Genomic DNA, 18330 nt, shown 5'->3' on the forward strand with positions numbered 1-18330 from the left:
CTTGGTCGGACCAGCCCCTGCCGAGAGGTACCGAGGTCTTGGTGATTGATATCCGAGAGGCGCGCACGCTCCTGGTGGAGCCATGGACCTTGTGAATTTCACACGGCAAATTTCCTGACCAACGACGCGAATCTGCAAGGAGCCCAACATGTTCGGCTACAGAGTGCCCGCACCGGACCAGGCGATGCTAATTTCCGGCGGGCGAGTTGCAAGCAACGCCCCCTTTCGTGTGGTGACTGGTCACGGCGCTTACATCATGCCGTTCTTCCGCAAAGTTCGGTTCCTCACATTGGCAATGTGTGAGGCCGAGGTGGCGGAAAAGTGCGTCACCCAGCAGGGGATCACTTTGAACGTTCGCGCGGTGATTGCCTTCAAGGTCGGCAACGACAACGAAAGCATTGTCAGTGCCGCGCAACGGTTCTTATCGGACCAAAACCAGATGGCCGTCCTCACGGGGCGGATCTTCGCCGGTCACCTGCGCTCCATCATCGGGTCGATGACCGTCGAGCAAATCATCAAAGAACGGCAGAAGCTGGCCACGGAGGTCCTCGACGGTTCCAAGCAGGAGATGATCAAGATCGGATTGACCATCGACGCCCTGCAGATTCAGTCCATCGACGACGGCTCGCTGGGCTACATCCTAGCGATGTCCGCACCACACAACGCGGCCATTCAGCAGCAGGCGCAGATTGCTCAGGCAAAGGCCAATCAGGCCGCGGCCGAGGCCGAGCAGGAATCTCAACGCAACCAGGCCGAGTACGCTCGGCAGACCGCGATCGTGCGGGCGCAGTACAAGGCCGAAGTCGACAAAGCGCAGGCCGAAGCTGCCCAGGCGGGACCGCTGGCCGAGGCGCAAGCCCAGCGCGAAGTGCTCGCGATGCGCACCGAGTTGGCGCAGCGCGCCGCAGAACTGCGGCAGCAAGAGCTGGTCTCGGAGGTAGTCAAGCCGGCCGAGGCGGAGGCAGAACGCGTGCGGATTCTGGCGCTCGCCGACGCTGAGAAGATGAAGATCCAAGCCGAAGCGGCGGCCTCGCATAACCGGGTGGCCTTGGACCGGATGCTGATCGACCAGTTACCTGAAATCGTCAAGCAGGCCGCTCAGGGTCTGTCAGGGGCAAACCTGACAGTCCTCAACGGCGCCGACGGGCTCAGCGAGATAGCCACCGGCCTGGTGGGACAGGGCCTGGCAATCTTCGATTCTCTGCGCGGCGGACTCGGTCAACACACGTCCAGCGATGGGTCCGAACAGATCGAACTCAACCCTCCGCACAACGACCAGCCCTGACCGCTCGGATAGGTTGCGCAGTAGTTACCGACGCGCGGATGCGGTCCGGTGGCCACCGCCGGCTTTGGTGCCGATATCGGCGGCACCATGTGCGGAGCCCTTCGGGACTGCGCCATTCCGGCGGGTGTGGACAGCCCGATGTTGAAAGCTACTTGCCGACGTTGCAGCAGACGCGGCATTCGACATGATCAGGTGGCGTTCCCAGGAAACGAACGTCAAGTTGGGCGCCCTGGCCGAACAGATCCTTAAAGAACGCACGAAGGGGTCGCCACCGCGTTTGTCGCCTGCTGCAGAAGGTTTGGATACAGCCTTAGGATTTGCTTCACCCCGTCCTGTGTCTGCTCCTATAACTGACAGAACAGGCATCGGTTTGACTATTCGCCCACCGTTTCGCATCGTCGTCGCGCTTGGCCAGCTCCCGTTAGACCTCATCGATCGACCTGATCTGACCGTCGCTGATCGCATCCTCGATCTGTAACCACAAGCTTTGAAACACGGTCGGCCGGAACAGATCGCGTCGCCCGTTAAGGATGGCGCTCGTTTCGACCAGGCCGTTAAGACGGTGATCGGGGTGGACCCGTCCGACTCCGGTTCCGGCGATGCGTGCGGGCTGATTGCCGCCCCGCTCACCCGCGATAACGTCGTGGCTCTCATCGCGGATGTCAGCGAGCCGCTGACGGCGGAGATGTGGCACGCCGCCGCAGTCGAGCTGGCGATCAGCGTGGGCGCTTCCGAGATCAGCAGCGAATCGTTCGCAGCCAGGACGACGTATGTCTCCGTGGCCAAGCGCCGTCCGTCGTGTGCGGCCAGAGCGCCCGATCCGAGTCACCGCCTGGCCACCGAAGGACAGCGGTCGCGGCGATGCCGAGGCACGGTCAGCCGGTCTGCGCCAGGCCCTGGTATGTCGGAACGTGCCGAATCGCATACCATTTTTCCGATTTAGAGCAGCAAGCGGCGACGTGGCAGAGCTGGAAGCATCAGCCCGACGCGCTAGCTGCCGCAACGCTCGCGTTCGACGTACTTGCCCACCGCGGGCCAGCGGATGCATATCGCCGGTGCTACCGGTAATCGCCACTGGTCCAACCAGTCCCTCTTGATCAGGCCGCCTTTCGGCTCGGAGGGGACACCGAGGCAGAGGGCCGCCCAGGCGCTGCTGCCGACGGCTGGTTTGATCTCAGCGAACTGTTCGGCTATGCGGCCAAGGGCGCTGACCATCGCCCTAGCTGGCAGTCGATGCAGCGCATCGGGCACACGGACCCGCTTACGGCGGGCACGTTGAAATGCTGCCAGCGGCTGCCGGGCTCGGCCAGCAGTTCCCCGGCCGGATCGTGCTCTTCCACCTTGTCATGAGGATGACGCAGCTCCGCCCCGGATGTAACGGCGACAGCAGCGACGGTGCGCAGCCGAGTCGGCCTCGGCAGCACCCTTGACCGGGTCGTCGACAATGAGCAGGTCGGCCGCGAATCTTGTTGTCCCAGAGAAAATTAATCCCGCCAACATACCGCCACGATGGCCAGCCACCCACCGTTGACGTTGGATTTGTTGCTGCCGGATTCGGTCGAGCCGGAACATCACGCAACGATCGCCAGACTCACAACGAGAGTCAGGACTGCTGCCGCGAAGCCGACCTGCATCCTCAGCGTCGAAGTCCATGTTGGCCGCGCGCGAGTACGCCGGAGCCGCGGGCTTCTTGCTGAATGAAACTTCCCCCTCAGCCCTACCCCCCCTCCTGGTGGCATGCGAGACTCCGCTCGAGCACTTGGCACACGCAGATTTGACGACTCATGCAATCGCGACGCCGCCGCTCTCCCTTCGAGAGTGGTACCGAAAACGGAAACTAGCCAAGGAGACGCAAATGGCCAATGCACCAGCCACGAAAGCCACGGCCAAGGCACCAGCCACGCCGAGCGCCACCCCTGAGCCGCCGAACTTCACCCAGGATGTCGAGGCGGCCGCGGAGCGATTTAACAGACGAGTGAGCGCGTGCTCGAGTTGAGCGAAAAGAATGGCCTCATCTGGCTTGAAGTGTTCGAGAAGGTGTTGGACGGGATGCTCAAGCTCGAGGAGGACACGGCCAAAGTTCTCGGTTCCGACTGGATCGAAAAACTTGTGTCAATGTAAGCCGGCTTTATTCGCGACACGTCACAGGCATACCTCAGTGCAATAAAAGATCGACTGAAGTAGTGCCTGCACCCAAACATCACCCCCGCCGCGGCTGACACCTACGCCCGCGCGAGGTCCACGACGAGGCCTACCGGCGCGGCTTCTGGGAACAGGGAATCCGGATGCAGCAGCTGGCGAGCAAGGTGACGAACGCGGTGGGCTGACCACCGAATCGCCCCCGTACGAGACGAACTCGTCGACCTGTGGCAGTGAGCAGAAGCCGCCGCCAAACCCGACAAGGACCCGTCATGACCAGCCCCAGCGGGCCGATACCGACTCCCCCATCGTGACCCTCGCGGCGCGGTGTGTAGCGGGCCCACCGACGGCTGCGATATCCCGTACTCCACCTATCCACTTGTGACACCGCATCACTATGGTCCAGTTTGGGTTGCTTGCCGCGGCGAACTCAGCAGACACTAGTGATCACCGGCACCGCTGACGCGTTGGTGCCGCCCCGAATGCGAGCATCCTGGCGTGCAGAATGCCTCGAGCCCAGATTCACGGCGTCCACGGGAGCGGGCACCTGTGCTTGTTGGATCGGGCGGCCGAAGTGGGCCCGGTCGTCTCCGCCTTCCTGCGCTCGCTAGAACGTACAGCGATCAACGAGGTCGGCGAGCTCGGCTGAGACACGGCCCTGAAACTGCAACGGCACAAAGTGCGTGGCGGCAAGTTCGACAAACCGACCGTGTGGCGTCTTCTCGCTGGCGGCCCGCATTAGCTTCGCCGAGGTGATCGCGTCCCACGTACTGGCCAGATAAGTGACGGGAATGTCGATCCCGCTCAGGTCAATGGGCGGGTGGTCGCCGACCGCACGGGCAAGGCGGGAATACCAGGGCGAATCGTGGTCGGCGAATCGTCGCAGTACCTTAACGAGGGTTTGGCCGTGAATGACGTCGAGGCCCAACGTTCCTACGCCCCGTGGGTCGAATCCACCCTCCGGCGAACCAGGCAATGCGTCGCCCAGTCGGTTGAGCACCGGCCCGAGGTAACGCATCAGGTGTGATCCCACCCGCCCGGCCCGCGGGCGCAGAAAGCCCGGGAAGGGATGAAGCAACGCTTCGAAGGTACCTCCCGGCACGCCGCCGACGGCGAGCACACCGGCGATCCGCTGTGGCTACCGCCGCAGCTACGTACGCGCCGAAATGAGTCTGACCAGTATGTCGACGGTCACTGCGGCACTCGTGGCGGTTGCGGACTTCACCTCGCACACGTGGATCGGCGATGTCGACGTCCCGGTGTCGGTCCTGGTAACGACGAGGGACTCCGTAGTGCCGCAGGACGGCAGATGAAAGTCGTCGACGCAATACCGCACGCTACCGTCGTCACCATCGAGGACGACCACGCCGTGTTCGTCGCCTCACCCGAGGTGTTCGCCGAGAAGATCCTGCAAGCGTGTCAGGCGGTGAACGCCGCCCGGTAGCCGTCCGGGTCTTTCCCTGGCGTCCTTCCTAACTCATGATTCGAGACAGTCAGCCACTTGGATCGCCGTGGCAACGCACGCTGGCCAATGTCGCCCGAACCGGCGCCGATCCAGCTAGCGTTATGCAATCGGAGTACGACAACGTGCCTACACTGCGCCGTCCCTAGCGTCTCTGGTCGGCGGTAAGCATTTCGCTGCGCTAGCCGCCCTTGCGCTCGTCGTCCCCGGATGCGGACTCGGTCGTCCGGCTGATGCGGTTAGCGGTAACTACCTGACCGTTGGAACCACCGACAAGGTCTCCTCACTCGACCCTGCGGGCTCGTACGACAACGGGTCGCTACAGGTGATGAACCAGGTGTATCCGTTCCTGATGAACTTCGTCCCGGGCAGTGGCGATCTGAAACCGGACATCGCGCAACGCTGCGACTTCACGGCGCCGACGACCTACACCTGCAAGCTCAAGCCGAACCTCAAGTTCGCCAACGGACACGCGCTGATGTCCTCGGACGTCAAGTTCTCCATCGACAGGGAGAACAAGATCAACGACCCCAACGGACCGCAGTCGCTGCTGGCCAACCTCGACAGCGTCGAGACGCCGGATCCGTTGACGGTGGACTTCAAGCTGAAGCTGCCCAACGACCAGACCTTCCCCCAGGTGCTCGCCACCAATGCCGGACCGATCATCGACGAAGAGGTGTTCCCGCCGGACAAGGTGCTCGACGACAACGCCATCGCCGCTGCCGAGCCGTTCGCGGGTCCCTTCACGATGACGACCTACGCCAAGAATCAGCTCATCGGCCTGCGCGCCAACCCCGACTATCAGGGGCTCTTCGGCAAGCCCAAGACGGAACTCGTCGGCATCAAGTACTACGCCAACACCGACAACCTCAAGATCGACATCGAGAACCAGGCCATCGACGTCGCGGCGCGCAGCCTGTCGCCCACCGACATCGAGGGACTCCGGAAAAACCCCAACCTCGTCGTTCATGAGGGTCCCGGCGGGGAACTGCGCTACATCGTCTTCAACATGAACACCATGCCCGGCTCCACCCCCGCGCAGAAGCTGGCGATCCGCAAAGCGATCGCCGTGTCGCTGGACCGCGACGCGCTGGCCCGTGACGTGTACAAGGGCACCTACACGCCGGCGTACTCGGTTATCCCGGACAGCATCCCAGGCGCCAACGAGGCGTTCAAGGACGCCTACGGCACCAAACCCGACCGCACCAAGGCCGCGAAATACCTTGCCGACGCCCAAGTTCCGACGCCGGTCGCGCTGAACCTGCAGTACAACCCCGACCACTACGGGGTGTCGTCGTCGGAGGAATACGCCGCGATCAAGGGCCAGCTGGACGCCACCGGGCTGTTCCGGGTCAACCTACAGTCCACCGAATGGGTGACCTACACCGCCGAACGAGTCAAGGATGCCTACCCGCTCTACCAGCTCGGCTGGTTCCCCGACTTCCCCGACGCCGACAACTACCTGACGCCGTTCTTCACCCCGGACAACTTCCTGGGCAACCACTTCGAGAACCCCGACATCACCGCGCTCATCACGGACGAAGCGACGCAGTCCGACCCGGCCAAGCGGGCAGCGATCATCACCAAGATCCAGGACGAAATGGCCAACAACTACTTGTCGACGATCCCGCTGCTGACCGGAAAACAGATCGCCGTAGCGGGCAAGGACATTGAGGGCATCACCCTGGACAAGTCGTTCAAGTTCGAGTTCGCGCCGTTGCAGAGCTCGGCGAGGAAGGCGGCATGACGGCCACCACGGAGGCGGCGCCGGCCGCCGCCCCGCAACCGGCCAAGCGTGCCGGCGGGCAGTCGCGCTACGGCGCCTTGGCCCGTTATCTCGGCGTGCGGGCGCTGCTGATCATCCCGACCGCGTGGATCCTGGTCACCCTGGTGTTCTTCCTGATGCGTGGTATCGGGGACCCGATCACCGCGTCCGCCGGCGGCCGACTCGCCCCGGCGCAGATCGCTGAGCGCAAGGCGGCGGCGGGGTTCGACCGTCCGCTGCTGTCACAGTACTGGGACTATCTCACCGGCCTGTTCCGCGGCGACTTCGGCGCCACGCTGACCGACAGACGCCCGATCAGCGACCTGATCGTGGTCAACGGCGCCGCCACCCTGGAGCTGGCGGTGTGGGCCCTGCTAATCGCGATGATCGTTGGAATCCCGTTGGGGCTGTTTGCCGCAACGCACCGGGACCGCGTGCCCGACGTAGTCCTGCGGCTGCTGGCGGTGCTGTTCTACGCCGCCCCGGTGTTCTTCGTCGGCATGCTGCTTAAGCTGCTGTTCTCGGTAAAGCTGGGTTGGCTGCCCGCGTCCGGCCGCTTCAGTGCGTCCACCGAGATCGCATTGGCCGGCGTGCGGCCGCAGACCCACATCGCTGTCGTCGACGCCATCCTCTACGGCAACAGCACCTACATCGTCGACGTTCTCAAACACGCGGTGCTGCCTGCGCTGGCCCTCGGACTGCTGACCGGCGGCGTGTTCCTGCGCCTGGTCCGGGTGAACATGCTGCAGACCCTGCGCGCCGGGTATGTCGACGCGGCGCGGGCCCGCGGGCTCTCCGACGGCGTCGTGACCCGCCGCCACGCGTTCCGCAACGCGCTCGTCCCGGTGGTGACAGTGATGGGCATGCAGATCGCCCTGCTGCTCGGCGGCGCGGTACTCACCGAGACCACGTTCGAATGGAACGGGCTGGGACTGCAACTGGCGCGCTATCTTTCGGCGCGCGACTTCGTCGCCGTGCAGGGCATCGTCACGCTCATCGCGATTGTCGTGGCGGTGATGAGCTTCGTGATCGACCTGGCGGTGGCGCTCATCGACCCGAGGGTGAGGTTCTAGGAGATGACGATCGCCGCGGGCGCCGACAGGCTCGTCGTCGAACAGCCGAAGAGCCGCGCGTTCCCGGGTCTGGGGCTGCTGCGTTCCACCCACGGGTTGCAACGCGCCACCCTCGTCCTCGGGTTGGTGCTCGTCGCGGGCTTCATCCTGGTGGCGCTTTTCGCGCCGCTGCTGGCAAGATACGGCTTCGCCCAGACCAGCGCGGACGGCGTCGAATTCGTGCGCCAGCAGGCACCGTCGGCGCAGCACTGGTTCGGCACCTCAGTGCGGGGCGAGGACGTGTACTCGCGGGTGATCTACGGCGCCCGCACCGCGCTGATGGTGATCGTGTTGTCGCTGATCATCTCGCTGCTGCTCGGTGTCGTGCTCGGTCTGGTGTCCGGTTATCGCGGTGGCTGGCTGGACCGGGTGCTGGTGCTGGTGATGGACGCGCTGTACGCGATGCCGTCGCTGCTGCTGGCGATCGTGGTGTCCATTGTCCTTGTGGCCGGGCAGTCCGGCACGCTGGGCGGCATCTTGTCGGCATCCGTAGCGATCATGGCGGTGTTTGTGCCGCAGTACTTCCGCGTGGTCCGCAACGCGACGCTGGCGGTCAAAGTCGAGCCGTTTGTTGACGCCGCCCGCGTCACCGGCGCCAGCACGACGCGAATCCTGTTCCGCCACATACTGTCCAACGTCACCTCGTCACTTCCCGTGATCATCACCCTGAACGGCGCGGAGGCGATCCTGACGCTGGCCGGTCTGGGGTTCCTCGGCTTCGGCATCGAGCCGACTAAGGCCGCCGAATGGGGTTACGACCTGAACAAGGCACTCTCGGACATCTCCAACGGCATCTGGTGGACCGCGGTGTTTCCCGGTACGGCGATCGTGTTGGCGGTGCTGGGCATGACCCTGGTCGGGGAGAGCATTAACGAGGTGCTCAACCCACTGCTTCGCACCCGGCGGGCGGCGAACTGACATGACGCAAGCACCAGAGGCAGCCGCCCTCTCGTATCGTCAGCTTTCCGTGACCTTCAGCACCGACGCCGGTCCGGTACGCGCCGTCGACGATGTCACATTCGACGTGAAACCCGGCGAGGTGCTGGCCGTCGTCGGCGAATCCGGTTCCGGCAAGTCGGTGTCGTCACGAGCCGCGATCGGGCTGCTGCCGGACACCGCCCGGGTCACCGGCACGGTGCTGCTTGGCGATCGCGACGTCGCCGGGCTCTCCGACAAGCAGTTCACCGCGCTGCGCGGTAAGGACATCGCGATGGTGTTCCAGGAACCGGGCGCGGCGCTGGACCCGCTGTTCACTGTCGGCTACCAGATCAGCGAGGCCATCCGCGCGCACACCGACGTCGACCGAAAGCAGGCCCGGGACAAGGCAATCGATCTGCTGCGGCTCGTGCGGCTACCCGATCCCGAACAGCGGTACGGCTTCTATCCGCATCAGCTGTCCGGCGGGCAGAAGCAGCGCGTGGTCATCGCCTGCGCTATCGCCTGCGACCCGCAGGTGATCCTCGCCGACGAGCCGACCACCGCGCTGGATGTCACGGTTCAGGCCGAAATCCTGGAACTGTTGCGCGACCTGCGGGATCGGCTGGGCAGCGCCATCGTGCTGATCACCCACAACATGGGGGTGGTCGCCGACCTGGCAGACCGGGTCGTCGTCATGAACGCCGGCAAGGTCATCGAGATCGCGACTGTGGCAAAGCTTTTCGCTGAGCCGTCGCAGGATTACACCCGCACCCTGCTGGCGGCGGTGCCGCACCTAGGGCAGGGCAACCCCGAACACCAAGCCGGCCCACAGACCAAGACGGAGAACGTGCTGGAGATCGATCGTCTCAGCGTCGAGTTCCCTGGTGCGATCGGCTCGGCGGCGTTCAAGGCGGTCGACGACGTCACGTTCAGCATCGACCGCGGCAAGACCCTTGGCCTGGTCGGGGAGTCGGGCTCAGGCAAGTCCACGATCGGGCGTTGCGTTGCGGCGCTGCAGAAGCCGACGACCGGTACGGTCAAGATTCTCGGCCAGGACATCACCGCCATGTCCGAGAAGCAGCTCCGGCCCGTGCGCGCGAAGTTCGGCTTCGTGTTCCAGGATCCGGCGACCTCGCTGAATCCGCGTCTTCGCGTGGGCGACTGCGTCGCCGAGCCGCTGAAAGTGCACAAGGTGATGCGCGGCGCGGAGTGCACGGCCCGCGTTGCCGAGCTGCTCGACGCGGTGCGGCTGCCCAAAGACACCGCCGCGCGCTACCCGCACGAGCTGTCCGGTGGGCAGCGGCAGCGCGCGAACCTGGCGCGGGCGCTGGCGCTGAGCCCCGACCTGCTGGTCGCCGACGAGCCCACCAGCGCGCTCGACGTGTCGGTCCAGGCGTCGGTGCTCGACCTGTTCGAGGAGCTGCAGCGGGAATGGGCGTTCGCCTGCCTGTTCATCAGCCACGACCTGGCCGTGGTGGACCGGCTGGCCGACGACGTCGCGGTGCTGCGCGACGGCTTGCTGCAGGAGATGGGCCCGCGGGATCAAATCCTGCGTAACCCGCAGACCGAGTACACCCAACGGCTCGTCGCCGCGGTGCCGGTACCCGATCCCGAAGTGCAGCGCCGCAGGCGGGAGGCCAGCGCCGGGCTGTTCGACTGAATCCCCGGCGGTGTCGGCGACCTTCCTGGCCACCGAGCCCATCTCCGGCTCCGTGCTCGGGGAGACGGCCGCCGTCAGGCAGGCGCGCGCTAATTGTCCTCCACGGAGACGACGAATCCCGCGCCGTCGAGGGCGGCCAATACCTCGTCCCGGTGTGCCGGACCCCGGGTTTCGACGGTAAGCATCACCTCAACTTCGTCCAGTGCCAGCTTGGGTGCTGTGCGGGAGTGCACCACGTCGAGCACGCTGGCCCCGCTTTCGCTGACCACGCCGAGCAGTCTGCTGAGCCCGCCGGGGCGATCCGGGATGGTGATTTTCACCGCGAGATATCGTCCGGCTGCGCGCAGGCCGTGGGTGATCACGTGGGTCAACACCAGCGGGTCGATATTGCCACCCGACAAGACCGCGCAAACGGGGCCGTGGAGGCTGAGTTGGGGTGCCGATGTCATCAGCGCTGCCACTGCTGCCGCCCCGGCAGGTTCGACGATGAGTTTCGCACGCTCCATGCAGAGCAACAGAGCGCGCGACAGCGCGTCTTCGCTGACCGTGCGAACCGAGTCGGCGAATGCCCTTACATGGGCAAACGGGATCACTCCGGGCAATGCCACGGCGATGCCGTCAGCCATCGTCGACATCGACTCCGCCCGCACGGGCTGTCCGGCGGCCAACGAACTCGGCCAGGCCGCCGCGTTCGCGGCCTGCACTCCGATCACCCGGACCTGTGGCGCCAGAAAGTGCACCGCCGCAGCAATTCCGGCGACCAGACCTCCACCGCCGGTTGGCACCACGATGGTTGCGACATTTCGAATCTGCTTCAGGATTTCCAGCCCGACGGTGGCCTGGCCGGCGACGATGTCGGCGTGATCGAACGGGTGGATCAACACCGTGCCGTGCTGCTCCGAATATTCACGCGCCGCGACCAGCGCGTCGTCGACCGACTCGCCGATCAGGTGAACTTGCGCACCATACGCCTTGGTGGCCAACAACTTTGGGAGCGGGACGTTGACCGGCATGAACACCGTCGACGCGATCCCTAGCTCGGTCGCAGCCCACGCAACTCCTTGCGCATGGTTGCCTGCGCTGGCCGCGACCACACCGCGAGCCCGGTCCTCGACACTCAGATTGGCGATCCGGTTGTAGGCCCCGCGGGGCTTGAATGACCCAGTGCGTTGCAGGTTCTCGCACTTAAGCCACACCTGTTCGCCCGTGCGATCCGACAGCACCCGCGACGCGATCACCGGGGTTTGTCGCATCACCGGCCTCAGCCGGTCCGCCGCCGCTTTGATCTGATCGAGCGTGAGCAGCTCCACAGCTAGACCCGCAGCTCGCGAACCGCCGCCGGATCCCCCACAGGGTCAGCCGGATAATCGACACCCCACCGCGCGAATGCGGTGGCGGACAGCCGGAGCGCATCACCGTGGGCATCATTGGCAATGATGTCATCGGCGTTCATATTTTGGCCTCGCTTACCCACTCGTCGAAGATGCTGTTCCAAGCCGATGCGTCATCGGGACATAGCCAACGCTAGACCTGTGGACCGTCGCGATAGCGGAACACGCTCACGACTCGTGTTTACGCATGGATGCCTACTTGCCGAGGTGACTACCTCACCGTGGCGAAATCCATCCGAACGCCATCGGATCTCTGTGGGCAGTTACCCACCGCAAGATCTGAGGTTCCCCAGTTCCAGTGGACACCTGAGATAGCGGGACTGTGTCCTGCTGGAAGGATGTCGACATGTCGCGGACGCGTCGGTCGTTCACACCAGAGTTCAAGGTGGAGGCTGCTCGTCGGGTGATTGATGGGGGCCGGCCGGTCTCGGAGGTGGCGCGAGCTCAATCTGCACGAGAGCCTGCTGGGCAAGTGGGTGCGCGAGGAACGGGTCCGGGACGGGGCAGCCAGCGAGGCCCGCCATGGGCCCCCCGAGGGGGACCTGACGGCCCGCGAACACGCCGAGTTGGTGCGGTTGCGCGCTGAGCTTGCCGACAAGGACCGAGATATCGCGTTCCTGAAAAAAGTATCGGCGTACTTTGCGGCACAGCAACATCGGTGAGTCGGTTCGAGCTCATCGCCGCGGAGTGCGCCGACCATGACATCGCGACACTGGCTGAGCTTCTCGGTGTCTCACGCTCTGGTTTCTACGCCTGGGCGGCGCGGCAGCGGCGCACCGAACCCACGTCACGCCAGCAGTGGCGCCGGGATCTGGAGGTCAAGATCCTGGCGCACTGGAAGGAATCGAAGCGTACCTACGGCTCACCGCGCATCACCGCCGACCTGCACGCAGCCGGTATCTCGGTGTCGGTGAACACTGTCGCGGCGATCATGGCCGAGATGGGTATCGAGGGCATCAGTCCGCGGACCTTCAAGGTCAAGACCACGATGGTCGATCCGGCGGCGTCGTTTCCGCCCGATCGGGTGGGCCGTGTCTTCGATCAGGGCCGCCTTGATGCGGTGTGGACCTCCGACATCACCTACTTGACCTGCGGAGAAGGGGACGCCTACCTGTGCGCGATCCGTGACGAGCACTCACGACGGGTGTTGGGCTGGTCAGTGGCCGACCACATGCGCACCGAGCTCGTGCAGCAGGCGGTGGACGCGGCGGTGTTTACCCGTGGTGGTGCGGTGGCCGGCACCATTTTGCACAGCGACAGGGGCACCCAATACACCAGCCACGACCTGGCCAAAGCATGCTCCGATCACGGCCTACTCCGCTCCATGGGCGCCACCGGAATATGCTGGGACAACGCCGGCTCCGAATCGCTATGGTCGACAGTCAAGCATGAGTACTACAAGCGTGACGCTTTCACGTCGCATGCGAATCTTACTGCAGGACTTGACAATTACCTTCGCTACTACAATCGTCACAGACGGCATAGCTCACTGGGAATGACCTCACCCATCAACTTCGAGATCACCTCACGGATCAATCAGCAATCAAGCTAACCGTGTCCACTTTTTCAGGGGAACCCCAATCGCGGTGAACGGACTTCGATCCTCCTGCTGAGCAAGACGGCAGTTGAGATAGCAATCTGTGCGCCGGTCCTACAGGGGGAAGCATTCTCTAGCGTGTGACAAGCACGCTGATCAAGCGCGCCGTGCACGGGGCGCTAGCCAGCCCGCCAGCCCGCCAGCCGCCAGCCGCCAGCCGCCAGCCGCCAGCCGCCAGCCGGGAACGGAAACCCACTCGCCCGCAGATGCCGGTAACCCCCGGGCGTCCCGCTGTGGAGGCGGAAGCCGCTCGAGGCGATCCAGCATCGGCCTGCACAACTGGTGCAGTGCGGCATAGGCGAGTTCCATCTCCGACTCAACGCCGGCGGTGCGGATGAGCCGTGACCCCGTTGCCTGCATCGCCAAGTAGTCCATCAGTGCCGATTTGCCGATGCCCGGATCGCCATGGATAACCAGCACTCGACTTTGACCCGACCGCATGTCCCGCAGCACTCCATCGAGCAGGCTGCGTTCGCTGCGGCGGCCGATCAACTCCATCACAACAGATCTTCGCATCTCAACCGCGCACGTACATCGTTGCGATTCAATGCATGCCCGGTGACATATGAGTCGGCTCGCCACCCTTGGGGATCACTGATGACGGGCTGAACCGTAGGCCAGACGCGGATCAGCGCGGATCGGTTCCCGATTGTCAGCGCGCCATCTCGAAAGCGGCCTCAACCAGCGCCACGCCTAGCTGGTGCGCCTGCCCGGCGGTGAGCGACGGGAACACCTCGGTCCTGACGTCCTGGACCGTGATGACGTACTCGACGCGATCATGCCGTTGATCAGGACGCTGATGTCGTCGCTGTCGCGCTCAACAAGCCACGAGGAACCGACGAAATAGCGGCTGGGGGCGTCCGTGACGTCCTCCGCCGGCCGGATGCGGGATGTCGGCAAGGTCGGAGACGACGGTATTGGTGGTGGACATGGCTGCAACCTTTATGTTGGTTGCCAGCTCGCCGATCGCGTCAGGTCATATTTAGGTCATACACCTCAAATTTTCGCCCAAACGCGCAGGTGAAACGTGGTGCGCGATACTGGGATTGAACCAGTACCTGAGCAAACTTCCTGTATTATGTTGTTGCTGCTACAGCGGGTATTTACCTGCTGATATGCGAAACAGTACCCACAAACAGTTACGAACACAAGAGAACAGTTCTGCTAGGTTAAATGGTGCATATGTGGTGCAACGATGGGTAGCCGCCGAGGATTCGGCCGGGTGCGTCAATACCGCTCCGGCCGATGGATGGCCGCCTATACAGCCCCAGACGGCCGCCTCTACCAGGCTCCGCACACCTACGCCCGCAAGATCGACGCCGAAGCTTGGCTGGTCGGCAGGCGCAGAGAGCTCGACCGCGACCTGTGGAGTCCACCCGCCACATCCGAGCAACGGGCCGCGAAGAAATGGGCCGATATCAAGTTCGCCGCCTACGCGAAGACATGGGTTGGAACCCGACTGGTGAAGGGCAAGCCTCTCAAGCCGCGCACTAAACCTCGATCCACCGATGAATTGGTGTAGCCGTGACTGGGGTGCTTTTGGCGGTCGTTTCTGGTCGTGAGCAGCGGGTATCTGCTGGTCTGGCCAGCTTTTCCTGTGGTGTTGCGGTCGGGCCTGTCGGCGGGTGGTCAGGATGTCGTTGTCAGCGGTGGGCTGTGGCCGATGGTGTTGTGCCACAGTGTGAGCCAGGCTTTTGACCATGGCCAGTGGGTGGGTAGATGCAAGATGGGTCGGCGTTGCGGGCGGGCCAGCCGGGCGGGGATAGTGACGATGCGCCGCCGCAGGGTGGCTCCGCGGGCCACGCTGTGAGTGCCTCCGGCCAGCGTGCCGGCCGCGCGGAGCAGGTTGTGGGCGATGGCCGCGCACAGGATCCAGGCGGAGTTGGCGCCGAACCGCCCGGAAGGCATATGCGCCAGGGGCCCGTCAATCAGGTCGGCGAACACGGATTCGATGATCGCGTGGCGGCGATGAGTGATATCGGCGGCATCGACGGGTTCGTCGGTGTCGGTGAAGAACGGGTGATACCGCCATACCGGGAATAACGCGTCGGGGTAGCGGGCGTCTTTGACGCGGCGCACGATTAACCTGGCGGTCATCGCATGCGGTGTGGAACTGAAGGCGGTGTAGGAAGTTTCGGCGACCTCGGCATCAGAGATCCACTGCCCGGTGTCCGGGTCACGCACAGCACCGGGGTAAGACACCGCAGTCCAGGCAGTATCGGGGATCGCGGCGATGGCTGCGGCCACGGTGCGGTTCTTGTTCAGCACCAGCGAGAACCGTGCGCCGGCGCGTCGGCATGCAGCCACCACCGGACCGTTTCCGTAGGCGGAGTCGCCGCGTACCAGGATCTGGCCGGTGACCCCGGCCGCGCGGGCGGTGGCTACTGCTTGGGCGATCATGCGGGCTGCGCCTTTGCCGGAGTTGGCCTTGCCCGCGCGTAGGCGTGCACCGGCGATCACCGGCACACCCGCCTCGGTGCTGATCGTGGTGACCAGCGGCGACAGGCCTTTACGCAGAATCTGTCGGCCGGCGATCTTGGTGTGCCCGTAACTTGCACCCTGTTTGGCGTGCCCGTAGACCGGGCGCAACAGCGAGTCGATGTCGATGAACGCCCGCTGGTCGGCACCAGCGAGCAACTCGACCCGTTCACACAAGCCCGCGAGATGCTCACGTAGAACTGATTCCAGTTGTCTGGCATGGCCGAAAGTGAACTCCCGCAACAGCGTTCCGACCGTGGAGGGGGCATAGACCCCGCCGAAGAGTGTCTTCATCCCACCCGAGCGCACGATATCAAGGTCATCGATGCTGTCCGCGCCGGCACACATGCCCGCAATAAAAGTGGCCAGCTTCGGCGCCGGGTTGGCCGATCCGGACTTGATCCGCGGCCCCGGGATCCGAATCTTATCGGCCAACAACTGCGCCAAGCCGGTCTGGCCTGCCAGTGCCATCACTGGGACCAGCCCGGCGCACGACACGAGATGATCGTCATCGAAGACAGCCGACGACGCGATGAACCCATGGGACACTTGCACCGAAAGTGCCTTTCTGAACTGGCCCGAGTGATGCGTAGAGAACATCAATCATCCCAGCTCAAAGGGCACTTTCTTCACACCGACACCCACCCACACCAAATAGTTCATCGGTGGATCGAGGTTTAGGGGCCTGCGATATGACTGTGCGCCGTGTGATGCCGGTCTTCACCGTGCCCGACGTCGATGCGGCGCGCGATGCCTACGTGCAGGTGTTCGGACTTCGCGAAGTGATGAACCTTGGTTGGATCGCCACGCTGGCCGACGACGACCTCCGACACCAGTTCAGCTTGATGACAAGGGACGCGACAGCGCCCGTTAACCCGATGGTGTCCATCGAGGTTGATGACGTGGATTCCGCCTACCAATCCGCCGTCGACGCCGGGTTGCAGATCGTGCATCCGCTGAGCAACGAGGACTGGGGCGTCCGACGGTTTTTCTTCGCCGATGCGGCCGCTAACGTCGTCAACGTGCTGACCCATCAGCGAGATCTGTAGCGCGAGCCGACCAATCATCCGGGGCTCCCCTACCGTCGATCTTGGCGGCCTACTCGGACGAGCGGCTACGCAGTCGGCGGTCGACCACGCCGCCTCCCTTTCCCTTGGCTTTCCGCCTACGTGGGAGGTTATGAGGCGAGCCGATTCGGAGCTAACGCCGGCCAACCGACCGATCTGGGCTTCCTGGGGTGTCAGCTGTGGCCCGGTGGCGATGGTGGTGCTCTTGCGCGCGGTCTCACCGGTGGCGGCAAGCTCGCGCCGGGTCCGCTCGGCGAACGCGTCCATACCCATGGTTTCGAACATCTCGTGCGCGATGCGCAGTTGTGTTCGCGCGTCAACGCGGCGGCGCTGGCGGCGCAGCCATTCCCCATAGAGCAGATGAGCGCGGGCGAGGTCGGGCCGCATGCGCGTCCGGCCAAGGCGCTCGATCGCCTCCCAATACAAGCGCTCGGCATCGATTCCATCGCTGAGTAGGGCGCGCGAACGGGCCTCGACGCCCAGCGCCCACTCAGTGCCACAGGCGCTGGTCGTCTCGGCAAGCCGATTCAGAGCTTCGGTTGCGGTGTCCGCGGCACCGCTGCGTACGGCCGCTTCGACGAGCTCGGCGGCGGCCCACTGCGAATGGTCGCCAAACCCGGTCTCTTCGGCGGCGCGTTGCGCAACGGCCATGGCGTCACCGTAGCGGCCGACGCCGTTAGACGAAATCGCGTTCATGATCTCAACCCACGTCAGCGGGCCGCCTTCGCCCCGCCTCATCGCGAGCTGTGTCGTGGCCTCGGTCAGCTGGGTTAGCGCCGTTTGGTCGCCGCGGAACGCAGCGACCGTAATGGCAACGTATGTACCATATTTGAACATGCTGCTGCCGATGGCCTCTGTCACCATTTCCAGCTCCTGGGTCACCGTCGGCAGCTTCTGGACCAGCGTTTGTGCGGCGCTCAATTCACCGGCGAACACATGCATCAACGCACGCACAGTAAGTGCCAGTGGCAGCTCACTTAGCGCGCCGGCGCCGCGAACCACCTCGACGTGGCGTTCCGAGAGCACCTCCCAGCTTGCGTCATCCCAGCCGCGCATCGCCGCAACGACGGTCGGGTACAGGCAACGCAGCTGTTCATCAGGCGACGTGGTGCCGTGGGCCGTGCTGATCGCCCGGCGCAAGATCGGCAGCGCCGCCACGTATCCGTCGATGGCGAATGCGACGAGGCCATCGAGGAGAAGGTCGGGGAGCCGCAGAGTCGACGGGCGCGGCGACCCCTGGGCGGCGCGGGCCACCTCCAGGGCGTTGCCGACGGCTAGTCGGCCGGCGAAAACTCCCGCCGTCAGCGCCTCCAGATACGTCGCACGTGCCAGCGCGGCGTCGATCGGCTCAAGGCATTGCGCGGCCTTCAGCAGCAGCGCCGGAGCGTCGCCGCCGCGGCCGGTGACGTAGGCGAGCTGGGCGCGGATGAGATCAGCGCGCGCACCCTGGTGACCG

Annotated in this window: 19 protein-coding genes and 1 pseudogene; 14 read left to right on the forward strand and 6 right to left on the reverse strand. The window is 64.5% G+C overall.

The window, feature by feature from the left end; genetic code table 11:
- The first annotated feature begins 148 nt into the window (after positions 1–148).
- Positions 149–1285, forward strand: a complete 1137-nt coding sequence (locus ACVWWN_RS01255) for an SPFH domain-containing protein (protein WP_457142246.1) — start codon at positions 149–151, stop codon at positions 1283–1285.
- A gap of 421 nt (positions 1286–1706) precedes the next feature.
- Here the strand turns inward: ACVWWN_RS01255 and ACVWWN_RS01260 are convergent, their stop codons facing one another.
- The gene (locus ACVWWN_RS01260; protein ID WP_457142247.1) at positions 1707–1979 is read right to left on the reverse strand and encodes a hypothetical protein; all 273 of its coding nucleotides are present in this window, start codon (positions 1977–1979) and stop codon (positions 1707–1709) included.
- Between the two features lie 1289 nt (positions 1980–3268).
- On the opposite strand from ACVWWN_RS01260, the gene ACVWWN_RS01265 reads away from it, so the two are divergent.
- Positions 3269–3406, forward strand: coding sequence for a hypothetical protein (locus ACVWWN_RS01265; RefSeq protein ID WP_457142248.1), 138 nt, complete (start codon positions 3269–3271; stop codon positions 3404–3406).
- Positions 3407–4031: 625 nt separating this feature from the next.
- Here the strand turns inward: ACVWWN_RS01265 and ACVWWN_RS01270 are convergent.
- Entirely contained in the window at positions 4032–4544 is a 513-nt protein-coding gene (locus ACVWWN_RS01270; RefSeq protein WP_457142249.1) for a hypothetical protein, read from the reverse strand.
- Between the two features lie 61 nt (positions 4545–4605).
- Here ACVWWN_RS01270 and ACVWWN_RS01275 point away from each other — a divergent pair, with 61 nt between their 5' ends.
- The 6 genes from ACVWWN_RS01275 (at position 4606) to ACVWWN_RS01300 (ending at position 10341) form a co-directional block, all read left to right on the forward strand.
- Complete coding sequence (locus tag ACVWWN_RS01275; RefSeq protein WP_457142250.1) at positions 4606–4737, forward strand: hypothetical protein; 132 nt, start codon at positions 4606–4608, stop codon at positions 4735–4737.
- Positions 4734–4868 (forward strand): hypothetical protein, encoded by a 135-nt coding sequence (locus ACVWWN_RS01280; protein ID WP_457142251.1) that lies wholly within the window; start codon positions 4734–4736, stop codon positions 4866–4868. The genes ACVWWN_RS01275 and ACVWWN_RS01280 overlap by 4 nt, the downstream gene beginning before the upstream one ends.
- A gap of 271 nt (positions 4869–5139) precedes the next feature.
- A complete protein-coding gene (locus ACVWWN_RS01285; RefSeq protein ID WP_457142398.1) occupies positions 5140–6633 on the forward strand; it encodes an ABC transporter substrate-binding protein in 1494 nt (497 codons plus the stop codon).
- Positions 6630–7724 (forward strand): ABC transporter permease, encoded by a 1095-nt coding sequence (locus ACVWWN_RS01290; protein WP_457142252.1) that lies wholly within the window; start codon positions 6630–6632, stop codon positions 7722–7724. The genes ACVWWN_RS01285 and ACVWWN_RS01290 overlap by 4 nt, the downstream gene beginning before the upstream one ends.
- Positions 7725–7727: 3 nt before the next feature.
- A complete protein-coding gene (locus ACVWWN_RS01295; protein ID WP_457142253.1) occupies positions 7728–8681 on the forward strand; it encodes an ABC transporter permease in 954 nt (317 codons plus the stop codon).
- 1 nt (position 8682) lies between these two features.
- Positions 8683–10341 carry a dipeptide ABC transporter ATP-binding protein gene (locus ACVWWN_RS01300; RefSeq protein WP_457142254.1) on the forward strand — a complete coding sequence of 553 codons (1659 nt, stop codon included), beginning with the start codon at positions 8683–8685 and terminating at the stop codon, positions 10339–10341.
- An 89-nt stretch (positions 10342–10430) separates the two neighbouring features.
- Here the strand turns inward: ACVWWN_RS01300 and ilvA are convergent, their stop codons facing one another.
- Positions 10431–11594, reverse strand: a complete 1164-nt coding sequence (ilvA, locus tag ACVWWN_RS01305) for a threonine ammonia-lyase (protein WP_457142399.1) — start codon at positions 11592–11594, stop codon at positions 10431–10433.
- Between the two features lie 59 nt (positions 11595–11653).
- Entirely contained in the window at positions 11654–11815 is a 162-nt protein-coding gene (locus tag ACVWWN_RS01310) for a hypothetical protein (protein ID WP_457142255.1), read from the reverse strand.
- Between the two features lie 263 nt (positions 11816–12078).
- Here ACVWWN_RS01310 and ACVWWN_RS01315 point away from each other — a divergent pair.
- The 3 genes and pseudogenes from ACVWWN_RS01315 to ACVWWN_RS01325 form a co-directional block, all read left to right on the forward strand.
- A pseudogene (locus ACVWWN_RS01315) lies at positions 12079–12135 on the forward strand (hypothetical protein); the annotation flags it as partial.
- 7 nt (positions 12136–12142) lie between these two features.
- Positions 12143–12394, forward strand: a complete 252-nt coding sequence (locus tag ACVWWN_RS01320) for a hypothetical protein (RefSeq protein ID WP_457142412.1) — start codon at positions 12143–12145, stop codon at positions 12392–12394.
- The gene (locus ACVWWN_RS01325; protein WP_457142256.1) at positions 12391–13284 is read left to right on the forward strand and encodes an IS3 family transposase; all 894 of its coding nucleotides are present in this window, start codon (positions 12391–12393) and stop codon (positions 13282–13284) included. Before ACVWWN_RS01320 ends, ACVWWN_RS01325 begins: the two co-directional genes overlap by 4 nt.
- Before the next feature lie 141 nt (positions 13285–13425).
- Here the strand turns inward: ACVWWN_RS01325 and ACVWWN_RS01330 are convergent, their stop codons facing one another.
- Positions 13426–13827, reverse strand: coding sequence for an ATP-binding protein (locus ACVWWN_RS01330; protein WP_457142257.1), 402 nt, complete (start codon positions 13825–13827; stop codon positions 13426–13428).
- Positions 13828–14029: 202 nt separating this feature from the next.
- Between ACVWWN_RS01330 and ACVWWN_RS01335 the strand changes: the two genes are divergently transcribed.
- Both ACVWWN_RS01335 and ACVWWN_RS01340 read left to right on the forward strand, forming a co-directional pair.
- A complete protein-coding gene (locus tag ACVWWN_RS01335) occupies positions 14030–14176 on the forward strand; it encodes a hypothetical protein (RefSeq protein ID WP_457142258.1) in 147 nt (48 codons plus the stop codon).
- A 348-nt stretch (positions 14177–14524) separates the two neighbouring features.
- Positions 14525–14851, forward strand: coding sequence for a hypothetical protein (locus ACVWWN_RS01340; RefSeq protein WP_457142259.1), 327 nt, complete (start codon positions 14525–14527; stop codon positions 14849–14851).
- Positions 14852–14958: 107 nt separating this feature from the next.
- Here ACVWWN_RS01340 and ACVWWN_RS01345 read toward each other — a convergent pair whose 3' ends face one another.
- Positions 14959–16362 carry an IS1380 family transposase gene (locus ACVWWN_RS01345; RefSeq protein ID WP_457142260.1) on the reverse strand — a complete coding sequence of 468 codons (1404 nt, stop codon included), beginning with the start codon at positions 16360–16362 and terminating at the stop codon, positions 14959–14961.
- A gap of 155 nt (positions 16363–16517) precedes the next feature.
- Between ACVWWN_RS01345 and ACVWWN_RS01350 the strand changes: the two genes are divergently transcribed.
- Positions 16518–16856, forward strand: a complete 339-nt coding sequence (locus ACVWWN_RS01350) for a VOC family protein (protein ID WP_457142400.1) — start codon at positions 16518–16520, stop codon at positions 16854–16856.
- The last annotated feature ends 1474 nt before the right edge of the window (positions 16857–18330 follow it).

The sequence above is a fragment of the Mycobacterium sp. URHB0021 genome, from assembly GCF_054057895.1.